Source organism: Streptomyces solincola (assembly GCF_002982015.1).
In the GTDB taxonomy this organism is placed as follows: Bacteria; Actinomycetota; Actinomycetes; order Streptomycetales; family Streptomycetaceae; genus Streptomyces; species Streptomyces solincola.
The window spans coordinates 1-9,923 of record NZ_PVLV01000527.1; the positions used below are offsets into that span (position 1 = coordinate 1).

General features: G+C 75.4%; 11 protein-coding genes. 4 read left to right on the forward strand and 7 right to left on the reverse strand.

Annotation, left to right across the window (positions count from 1 at the left end):
- The first annotated feature begins 122 nt into the window (after positions 1-122).
- A complete protein-coding gene (locus C6N75_RS26375) occupies positions 123-1,112 on the forward strand; it encodes a GlxA family transcriptional regulator (RefSeq protein WP_105871384.1) in 990 nt (329 codons plus the stop codon).
- Here C6N75_RS26375 and C6N75_RS26380 read toward each other — a convergent pair.
- The 4 genes from C6N75_RS26380 to C6N75_RS26395 form a co-directional block, all read right to left on the reverse strand.
- On the reverse strand, positions 1,109-1,723 hold the full coding sequence (locus C6N75_RS26380; protein ID WP_105871385.1) for a DinB family protein: 615 nt from the start codon (positions 1,721-1,723) through the stop codon (positions 1,109-1,111). The genes C6N75_RS26375 and C6N75_RS26380 overlap by 4 nt on opposite strands.
- Positions 1,724-1,777: 54 nt before the next feature.
- The gene (locus C6N75_RS26385; protein WP_181160626.1) at positions 1,778-2,263 is read right to left on the reverse strand and encodes an ATP-binding protein; all 486 of its coding nucleotides are present in this window, start codon (positions 2,261-2,263) and stop codon (positions 1,778-1,780) included.
- 387 nt (positions 2,264-2,650) lie between these two features.
- Positions 2,651-3,178: an EF-hand domain-containing protein gene (locus C6N75_RS26390; RefSeq protein WP_105871386.1), complete on the reverse strand. Its 528-nt coding sequence runs from the start codon at positions 3,176-3,178 to the stop codon at positions 2,651-2,653.
- A gap of 86 nt (positions 3,179-3,264) precedes the next feature.
- Positions 3,265-3,642: an STAS domain-containing protein gene (locus C6N75_RS26395; RefSeq protein ID WP_105871387.1), complete on the reverse strand. Its 378-nt coding sequence runs from the start codon at positions 3,640-3,642 to the stop codon at positions 3,265-3,267.
- Positions 3,643-3,912: 270 nt separating this feature from the next.
- Between C6N75_RS26395 and C6N75_RS26400 the strand changes: the two genes are divergently transcribed.
- Both C6N75_RS26400 and C6N75_RS26405 read left to right on the forward strand, forming a co-directional pair.
- On the forward strand, positions 3,913-4,485 hold the full coding sequence (locus tag C6N75_RS26400) for a sigma-70 family RNA polymerase sigma factor (protein ID WP_105871388.1): 573 nt from the start codon (positions 3,913-3,915) through the stop codon (positions 4,483-4,485).
- Complete coding sequence (locus C6N75_RS26405) at positions 4,482-5,726, forward strand: maleylpyruvate isomerase N-terminal domain-containing protein (RefSeq protein WP_105871389.1); 1,245 nt, start codon at positions 4,482-4,484, stop codon at positions 5,724-5,726. Before C6N75_RS26400 ends, C6N75_RS26405 begins: the two co-directional genes overlap by 4 nt.
- Positions 5,727-5,781: 55 nt before the next feature.
- Here C6N75_RS26405 and purU read toward each other — a convergent pair whose 3' ends face one another.
- On the reverse strand, positions 5,782-6,633 hold the full coding sequence (purU, locus tag C6N75_RS26410; protein ID WP_105871390.1) for a formyltetrahydrofolate deformylase: 852 nt from the start codon (positions 6,631-6,633) through the stop codon (positions 5,782-5,784).
- Between the two features lie 63 nt (positions 6,634-6,696).
- Positions 6,697-7,143 carry an SCO4402 family protein gene (locus C6N75_RS26415; RefSeq protein ID WP_105871391.1) on the reverse strand — a complete coding sequence of 149 codons (447 nt, stop codon included), beginning with the start codon at positions 7,141-7,143 and terminating at the stop codon, positions 6,697-6,699.
- A 168-nt stretch (positions 7,144-7,311) separates the two neighbouring features.
- Here C6N75_RS26415 and C6N75_RS26420 point away from each other — a divergent pair, with 168 nt between their 5' ends.
- Positions 7,312-8,607, forward strand: a complete 1,296-nt coding sequence (locus C6N75_RS26420; protein ID WP_105871392.1) for an ABC transporter substrate-binding protein — start codon at positions 7,312-7,314, stop codon at positions 8,605-8,607.
- Positions 8,608-8,705: 98 nt separating this feature from the next.
- Here C6N75_RS26420 and C6N75_RS26425 read toward each other — a convergent pair whose 3' ends face one another.
- Entirely contained in the window at positions 8,706-9,308 is a 603-nt protein-coding gene (locus C6N75_RS26425) for a hypothetical protein (RefSeq protein ID WP_105871393.1), read from the reverse strand.
- Positions 9,309-9,923 lie beyond the last annotated feature (615 nt).

A 9,923-nucleotide genomic window follows, 5' to 3' on the forward strand; every position in this document is an offset into this window, starting at 1 on the left:
CAGGGGGACGGCGGCGGCGTCGGACAGGGGCGGCGGGGTCGTCTGGGTCACGTGCCTCAGGATTCCGGCCCCGGGCCTCCCGGACGAGTGGCCCGGATGACAGCCTTCGCTAGGATCGGGCCATGGACGAGTATCCCGGCCCCCGGCCGCATCGGGTGGTGGTGCTGGCGCTGGCCGGGCTGCTGCCGTTCGAACTGGGCATCCCGCACCGGATCTTCGGCCGGGCGGTGGACGCGGACGGGCGGGCCCTGTACGAGACGGTGACCTGCGGGCTGGCGAAGGGGCCGGTCCGCACCGACGCCGACTTCGACGTGTGCGTGGCGCACGGCCCGGAGGCGCTGGGGACGGCCGACACGGTGGTGGTGCCCGCCTCGTACCGGCTGGGACCGGTGTACGAGGAGGGGCGGCTGTCCCCGGAGCTGGCCGCCGCGCTAGCGCACCTGCGGCCGGGCGCCCGGCTGGTGTCCATCTGCACGGGCGGCTATGTGCTGGCCGCGGCCGGCTTCCTGGACGGCCGCCCGGCCACCACGCACTGGGCGTCGGCCGAGCACTTCCAGCGGCTCTTCCCGGCCGTACGGGTCGATCCGGACGTGCTGTTCGTGGACGACGGCGATGTGCTGACCTCGGCCGGCGTGGCGGCCGGGATCGACCTGTGCCTGCACATCGTGCGCCGCGACCACGGGGCGGCGATCGCCAACTCGGTGGCCCGCAGGACCGTGGTGCCGCCGCACCGGGACGGCGGGCAGGCGCAGTTCGTCGACCGCCCGGTGCCGGACGAGAGGCTGGCGACCACCGCGTCGGCCCGTGCCTGGGCGCTGGACCGGCTGCACGAGCCGCTGCGGTTGCGCGACCTGGCCGCCCAGGAGGCCATGAGCGTGCGCACGTTCACCCGCCGGTTCCGCGAGGAGGTCGGCGTCAGCCCGGGCCAGTGGCTGACCCGGCAGCGGGTGGAACGCGCCCGCCACCTGCTGGAGTCGACCGCGCTGCCGGTGGACCAGGTGGCGCGGGACGCCGGTTTCGGCACCGCCCAGTCGATGCGGGCGCATCTGCTGGCCGTGCTCGGCGTGCCGCCCACCGCCTACCGCCGCGCCTTCCGCGACCGGGTCTCCTAGGCCCCGGCCTCCCGGGCGGCTCGTTCGAGGCGGGCGCGGTGCGCGGCCCAGGTGGCCTCGTCGTCGGGCGGCACGGTGCTGCCCGACGGGGACTCGCCCACGCTGCCGTCGAGGAGTTCGCGGACGATGTCGGCGTGGCCCGCGTGCCGCTGGGTGTCGGCGATGACCCGCACCAGGACGTGGTGGAGCGTGACCTCGGCCCGCTCGGCCGGCCACCACGGCACCCGGCCGGTCGCGTCCAGCGGCAGGGCCGCGACGGTGGCGCCCGTGTGCTCCCAGGCCGCGCGGTACAGGCCGGTGACGTCCGCCCGGGACTCGGCGGGCGTGGCCCACATGTCGTCGTTGGGCTCGGCGGCCTTGGTGTACCACCAGGGCGGCGGCTCCCGGTCGGCGAAGTACGGCCGGGAGAAGGTGTCGCCGAAGTAGCCCAGCTCGACTCCCGAGGCGTGCTTGACCAGGCCCAGCAGGTTGGTGCCGGTGGGGGTGAGGGGCCGGCGGACGTCGTACTCCCCCAGCCCCTCCAGCTTCCACAGCAGGGCGTCCCGCGCCTGTTGCAGATAGCGCAGCAGCTCGGCCTTCGCCCGCTCGTCGTTCGCGTCGGTGTCCGTCATGCCGGGGAGTCTGGCAGCCCCCACTGACAACGGACCGGGACGGAGCTTCCGCGGCTACCAGGACCGGCCGGAGGCGACCCGCGCGCCGGGGGCGAGGAAGGCGACCGGAGCGGGCGGCTCCGCGGGGGCCGGGGCCTCCTGGTCCACCTCGCACCAGATGCTCTTGCCGCCGCCCTCGTGCTGCCAGCCCCAGCGGTCGGCCAGGCCGTCCACCAGCTCCAGTCCCCGGCCGCCGGTCTCCTCGCCGCCGGCCTGGCGGGGACGCGGCGGGCGGGCGCTGGCGTCGGCCACCTCCACCCGTACCGTCCCCGTCTTGCCGGCGACCGGCCCCGCGCCCGCCAGCATCCGCAGCACGGCCGGACAGCCGGTGTGCACCACGGCGTTGGTGACGAGCTCCGAGACGATCAGCACCAGCGTGTCCGCCAGCGTCTCGTCGTCCCCTATGCCCGAACCGGCCAGCCGGGACCGCGCCCATCTACGAGCGCGCCCCACCTCGGCCGGGTCGGCACCGATCTCCAACTGCACCTGAAGCACCTGCACCGCTCACACCACCCGAATCGGCGGACACTTCGCCTCATGTCTCACAGCGACCACAGCCTCAACAGTCGTCACCGAACGTGATACTCCGTGCCGCACAGCATGGTTGACGTACAGTCACCGCAACAAGCGCTACGGGCATATTCCAGCGCGAAGGAGTACGCATACTGCATACTGTGCGACGCCCGCGCCGGGCAGTCGAACGGCGGGGTACGCGCCGTCGCCGGTGAACCGTCCGCATCTCCCGCACCCTACCGGAGTGGAAGCACCGGCTCCGCCGGGTGACAGTGCGCTGGTACGAGCCCCTTGTGCTCCCCGTCGTGCGCCCCCTGCTCACCGGCACGCTCCGTGAGCGCCGCCCCGCGGCCCGGCCCGGCCGGCGCACCCGGTCTACTCGGCGGCGGGCTCCTCGGTCACGAAGTAGCGGGCGAACGCGGTGACGGCCTGCTCCTCGTCGACCAGCCCCTCGCCGTCGGCGTCCAGGCTCTCGGCCGCGCGCGCCGCGGCCTCGGCGTCCACCCCCAGCACCCCGAGGACGCGCCGCAGTTCGGCGGTGGTGGCCCGGCCGTCGCCGTCGCCGTCCGCCACGAGCAGCACCCCGCGGACGAAGGGACGGGCGATCTCGGCGAACCGCTCGGGGTTGTCCCGCAGCCGCTTGACCGCCCCGTGCACGAACTCCTGCCGGGTGACCCGCTGGTCGCCGTCGACGTCGGCGATGCCCGCCACGCCCTGCCAGAAGGCCTCCGCGCCGCCCGCCAGGGCCTGCCCGGCGTCGGAGCGGAACCGCTTGCCGAACTCCTCCAGCACCGCGCCGGCGGCGGTGGAGAAGTCCTCCCGCGAGATGTAGCCGTTCCCGTCCTGGTCGAAGGCGTCGAACCGGGAGCCGATCCGGCGCTGGTAGTGCTGCTCTGCGTCCATGCCCCGGAGGGTACCCGCGCCCCGCGCGGCCTCACCCGGGAAGCCGCGGGGGCCGCCGCGGGGAGCCCCGGGGGCCTCGACTCCCGTCAGGCGGAGAGCTGTTCGTCGGTGTCCTCGCCGGTGGCGGCGGCCACGTCCGGGAAGACGGCGAACAGCCGGCGCACGCCCAGCGCGCTCATGACGCGGTTGACGTGCGAGCCCTCCACCGCGCCCCGGGCCGGCAGTATCAGCCGCAGCCGGCCGCGGCAGGAGTGCAGCAGCCGGCGGGAGGCGATCAGCACGCCCACTCCGCTGGAATCGCAGAACAGCACCTCGGACAGGTCCAGCACCACGTCGCGCCGGCCGTCCGCGACCGCCTGGTGCACGCGCTTGCGCACCACCGGCGAGGAGACCAGGTCGAGCTCCCCCTGGATACTGAGCACCGTCCAGGAACCGTGCTCGGCCTCGTCCACCGTGAGCGTCACGCCCCTCACCCTTCGCCGATCCACTGGGACACCTCGAAACCGGGCCGCCCAAAGAAGCGGAAGCGCCAGTTCCTTATCGGCGGCTGCTGCCCGATCGCCCCTCCATGAAACACGATGGTGCCGCAGTGACGTTTCCTCCTACCACTCCGGGGGCAGGCGGGGGGCGCACTTGCGGCAAAGAAAGGCGCATCGCCGGTGGTGCGCACTACATTCGACAAGGAGCAGGGAGCAGCGAGCAGGAAGCAGGGAGAGGGACGGGAGGGCAGCCCGATGGCGAAGGACGCACCCCCGCGCTGGGACCGCAGGATGCAGCAGCGGCTCTCCCGCGGCGAGGAGGCCGCGTTGGGCGAGCTGTACGACCGCTTCGCCTCCCTGGTGCACAGCACCGCCCACCGCGTACTGGACGACGAGGAGGCCGCGGACCGGGTGACGCGCGAGGTGTTCGGCTACGTCTGGGAGAACCCGGACGCCTACGAGCCCCGCCGGGACGGCTCGATGCGCTCCTGGATGGCCAAGCTGACCCGGCGGCAGGCCGTGCACCGGCTCCGGCAGGCCGAGACCCGGGCGCAACGGGAGCGCGGCGGCGGGTCCGCCGAGGACGCCGAGGCGCTGGAGCAGCGGGTGCACCGGGCGTCGGTGGCGGCCCGGGCGGACTTCATCGTGCGGTCCATGCCGGTGCCGCTGCGGGCCGCGCTGGAGTCGGCGTACTTCCAGCGCCGGGACTACCGGCAGACCGCGGCCGAGCTGGGCGTCACCGAGGACGAGGCGCGCCGCCGGCTGCGGCTGGGGCTCCAGCTGCTGGCCTCCGCCCAGACCGCTCCGCTGGACGGGCGGGCGCTGTGACCGGCCCCTTCGGCGACGACGCGCCCGAGACCGGCGGGGCGCCGCGCATCCCGGGGCCGCGCTGGGCGGCGGACGACCACGGGGTGCCGCCGCCGCCGGAGGAGATTCCGGTGGCACAGGCCGCGGCGGAGCCGCTGGTGCTGAGCCACAGCGTGCTCCAGTCGCTGCTCGGCGCGTGGGCGCTGGCGGCCTGCTCGGCCGAGGAGACACTGGCGGTCGAGGACCATCTCACCGGGTGCGCGCCGTGCGCCGAGGAGGCGCTGCGGCTGCGCGACGCGGTCGGTCTGCTGCACCACGAGCGGGCGCTGGACCTGGACCCGCTGCTGCGTTCGCGGGTGCTGGAGAACTGCCTGGGCCGCCGCCCGGCCGCGATACCCGTGCCCGACTGGGCCGGCCCGTACGACGCGGAGACCGCCCGGCTGGACGCGCTGCTGCGCGACCTCGGGGAGGGCGAGTGGCACGCGCCGGTGCGGCTGCGCTGGTTCGACGGGCTGAAGCCGGCCGGCCGGGACACCACGGTCGCCGGCGTGATCGGACATCTGGCCGCGGTGGACGGGCTGGTGGCCAGCGCGCTGGGTCTGGACCGCGGGAGCGGGCACGGCGGCGGTACGCCGGGGGCGACGCCGCTGGAGCGGACCGAGGCGGTCTGGGCGGCCGACGGGCCGCCGCCCACCCCGGCGGTGCGCGAGCCGTGGCGGGACCAGGTGCACACCCTGGTGCGCACGGTCTCCTTCGCCGGGCCGGGCGCCTCCGAACTCCCCGTCTCCTACGGGGCGTTCACGCTGCCGCTGCGGGACGCCCTGCTGGACCGGGCGTTCGAGTGCTGGGTGCACGCCGAGGACATCGCGCACGCCGTCGACTTCCCGTACGAGCCGCCCGGCGGCCCGCACCTGCACGGCATGATCGACCTGGCCGCCCGGATGCTGCCGGCCGCGCTGGCCGAGCGGCGCAGAGCCGGGCTCGCGGCGCCCGGTGAGCTGGCCGCGGCGGGCGCGCCGGGCCGCACCCTGCATCTGGAGATCGAGGGCAGGGGCGGCGGGAACTGGTACATCGCCCTGGACTCGCCCGGCGCGGTCGGCAGCCCGGACCGCAAGATCGCGCAGGTGGCGCTGGACGGGGTGGAGTTCTGCCGCCTGGTCGCCGGCCACGTCGAGCCGGAGGAGGCCGCCGCGGGCCAGGACGGCGACCGGGGCGCCATCCGCGACGTGCTCCTGGCGGCGGCCTCGCTCAGCCGGCTGTGAGCGGGCCGGACGGCTGGGCGTAGACGCCGGACGGCCGGGCGTAGACGCCGGGCGGCTAGGCGAAGACGACCGTGCGGCGACCGTTGAGCAGGATGCGGTGCTCGGCGTGCCACTTGACCGCGCGCGCCAGCGCCTGGCACTCCACGTCCCGGCCGATGCCCACGAGCTGGTCGGGGGTGACCTCGTGGCCGACCCGCTCGACCTCCTGCTCGATGATCGGGCCCTCGTCGAGGTCGGCGGTGACGTAGTGCGCGGTCGCGCCGATCAGCTTCACCCCGCGGGCGTGCGCCTGGTGGTAGGGCTTGGCGCCCTTGAAGCTCGGCAGGAAGGAGTGGTGGATGTTGATGATCCGGCCGCTGAGCTGCTTGCACAGGTCGTCGGAGATCACCTGCATGTAGCGGGCGAGCACGACCAGCTCCACGTCCTGCTCGCGCACCAGCTCCAGCAGCCTCGCCTCGGCGTCGGCCTTGGTCTCCCGGGTGACCGGGATGTGGTGGAAGGGGATGCCGTAGGAGGCGGCCAGCTCGGCGAAGTCGGTGTGGTTGGACACCACGGCGACGACGTCGACCGGCAGCGCCCCGATCCGCTGGCGGAACAGCAGGTCGTTGAGGCAGTGACCGAACTTGGAGACCATCAGCACGACCCGCATGCGCTCGTCGGCGCGGTGGATCTGCCAGTCCATGGCGAAGGAGTCGCCGACCGCGGCGAAGCTCGCCCGCAGCTTGTCCACGGTGACCGGCTGCTCGGCCGAGAAGTGGACCCGCATGAAGAACAGGCCGGTGTCCCGGTCTCCGAACTGCTGACTGTCCTCGATGTTGCAGCCGGTGATGAAGAGGTAGCTGGACACGGCGTGCACGATGCCCTGCTTGTCCGGGCAGGAGAGCGTGAGGACGTACTGATCGGTCATCCCGGCAGGATGCCACACCGGGGCCGCCCGGCCCGAGCGCGGTCCGGCGCGCGGGACGCGCGGCTAGGCGGCCCGGGTCAGGGCGCGCAGGGCGTCCAGGGTGGCGGGCGGGCGGTCCGGGTCGTCGCCGTCGGCGGCCGCCATCCGCAGATGGGCCTCGCGGGCCGCGCGGACCGCCTCCGGCCAGCCCGGGTGCCCCAGGTAGGCGGAGACCGGGGCGTCCGCGCCGACCTGGTGCATGATCCGCAGCACCCGCAGCACGGCCACGTCCACCAGGGCGGCCTCCCCGGAGTCCCGGAAGATCGTCCCGACGTACTTCTCGCCCGACCAGTTGTCCAGCCAGGTGTCCTCGACCAGCCGGTACACGGCGTCGGTGACGTCCCCGTATCCCGCCGCGCCCGCCAGCCAGCAGTCCTGGTGGAAGACGGGGTCGGAGAGCATGTGCAGCGCCGAGCGCACGTTCGCGCGCCAGCGCCACCACGGCAGGTCGGAGAGCGGCATGCCGCCCATGGTGGAGGAGCGGCGGCCGCCACGGGAAGGGTTCACGGAAGCTGACACATTTCGATCGTACGTTCCCTGGCGGAACGGGCGGTCGGCCCGGGGCGTTCACCTCGGCGTCATCCGCCGTTGCACCCGTCACACTCCCGCGTTACGGATGGGGCGGAAGTGTGCGTGTCCATGACCGGCTCCGGCAAGCGAACCTCCCCCCTCCGCTTTCCCACCCCGACTCGTGGCCGCCGTCGCTCCCGGTGGCTGCGCGGCGGCGCGGCCCTCGCCTCAGCGGCGCTGCTCGCGGGCTGCGGGATGGTCCCCGGCTCCGCGGCCGACGACGGCACCGTGACCGTGATGACCTGGGCGCCCGCCGACACCGGCGCCACCAACATGCCCGGCATGCCCGCCATGGCCCAGGCGTACGCGCGCTGGGTCAACGCACGCGGCGGCCTCGGCGGACGCCCGCTGCGGGTGCTCACCTGCAACGAGGGCAACGACCCGGCCAAGGCCGCGGGCTGCGCCCGGCGCGCGGTGGAGGAGGGCGCGGTGGCCGTCGTCGGCTCCTACACCCGCAACGGCCGGGCCGCGCTGCCGCCGCTGGAGGCCGCGGGCATCCCGTACATCGGCGGCTACGGCGTCAGCGACGACGAGTTCTCCAGCCCCGTCTCGTACCCGGTGAACGGCGGGCAGTCGGCCCTGCTGGCCGGCAACGGCATCCAGTTGGCGGACGTCTGCGAGCGGGTGTCGCTGGTGCGCCCCGACTCGGTGTCCGACAGCGTGCTGTCGGCCCTGCTCAACTCCGGCCTCGCCGAGGGCGACCACCGCACCGCCGCGGACATCCCGGCCGCGGTGGACGCCGGCGAGTACCAGGAGGCCGCGCTGGCCGCCCGGGCCCGGGCCGGCAGCAGCGGCGGCTGTGTGACGGCCGCGCTCGGCGAGCGCACCGCCCACTTCTTCGACTCCTTCCGGCGGCTGCCGCAGGACGGCCGGAAGGTCCGGGTGGCCTCCGTGCTCGGCAGCGTCGACCAGCCGCTGATCGACCGCACCGGCGGCGCGGGCAGCCCCTTCGAGGGCGCCTACGTCACCGGCTGGTACCCGGAGGCCGGGGACGCCCGCTGGGCGCAGATGAAGCGGGTGGTGCAGGAGCACGCCTTCGGCGACGACCGCATCGACCCGGCCGACACCGGGGTGCAGACCACCTGGATCGCCTACACCGTGCTGGCCCAGGCGGTGGCCGCGGTCGGCGACGGCGAGGTCACCGCGGAAGCGCTGCTCGGGGCGTTCGCCCGCGGGGTGCGGGTGGACACCGGCGGGCTCACCCCGACGCTGCGCTGGCGCTACCAGGACATGCTGGGCGAGCCCGGCTTCCCCCGGATGGTCAACCACCACGTGACGTTCCAGGTGGTCCGCGGCGGCCGGCTGGTGGCCCAGCGCGAGGGCTTCGTCGACGTCGCCCGCACCATGCGCCGAGCCGACCTCTGAGCCGCGCCGGATGCGCCGGGGCGGCCTCCGAGCGGCCGCGGCAGCGGCTCCGGGCCGGGCGGCTGGAGCCGCTCGGGCCGCTGAAGTCGCGCGGGCGGCTAGAGCTGCTCGGGCTGGTGCGGGGTGAGGCCGTACTTCTCCGCGATGCGGTTCCAGGCGGGTGCGGCCTTGCGCTTGGCGATGGTGGCGTCGCTGCTGGCCTGGTTGGCCTGCACGGTCGCCGAGGTGGACCGGGCCTGGCCGTTCTTGCAGCCCTTGCGGCCCTTGGCCTGGTCGGCCCAGGTCGCGTAGTGGTCGTCGGCCCGCGCGGACGCCTCCCACGCCTCGGTGAGCGCCGAGGTCAGCTCGGCGTGACCGGACAGCTTGTCCACCTGGAGCTGCCCCAGCTTGGTCACCAGGCCGCGGCGCTGCCCGGCCGCGTCCCGCAGGTCGGAGGCGGCCTGGGTCAGGTCGTCGCACTTCTTGATGTTCTCCACCGAGCGGATCACCGCCGCCCGGCTGTCGTTGCTCTCCGAGAGCAGCTCGTCCAGCGCCACCGCCTGGGCCTTGGCCGGGTCCTCCGCCGCCGACGAGCCGGGCCCGCTCGGCGTGGGCGAGCCGGCGGCGACCGTGCCGGTGCCGGGCTTGGCGTCGTCGGGCTGGTCGCCGCCGCTGAGCAGCGCGCCCGCGCCCAGACCGAGCACCGCGCAGCCGACCACCACGGCGGCGATCAGCGGCAGCTTGGACGAGCGGCGCGGGCCGGGGCCGTCCTGGCCCCTGTCGTACGACGCCGGGCCGCCGGGTCGGTGCCCGCCCCCGGCCGCCTCCTGCTGGTAGCGCGGTATCTGCGCGGTGGCCCCGGCCTCCGAGCCGGCCGGCGGCGCGGCCTCGGAGCGGAACAGGTTGTCGAACTCGGCCGGGGTGCGGCGGTCGCCCTCCGCGCCGCCGCCCGCGCCCCGGCCCGGCGTCCCGTACGCCGCGGCCTGCTGCCCGCCGGGTACGGGCGGGAGGTACTGGGTGGCGTCCGACGCGCCCGCCGGCTCGCCGGGCGGGACCGCGCCGAGGAAGGCGGTCGACTCGGCGGCGTGCTCGGGCGGCAGCGCGCCCGGCCCGCCCTCCTGCCCGACCGGCGGCAGGAACTGGGTGGCGTCCGCCTCCCCGCCGCCCCCCGAGGAGGCGGGGGCCCCCGCCTCGGGCGGCCGCGGCTGCGCGCCGGCGGGCGGGCGCCCCGACTGCGGGGGGCCGTAGCCGGAGGGCGGCTAGCCGTAGCCCCGGGGCGGGTGTGGCGGGCGGGGTGGCCGGGAGCCGTAGCCCGGGGGCCGCGCGCCCGGGGGCGG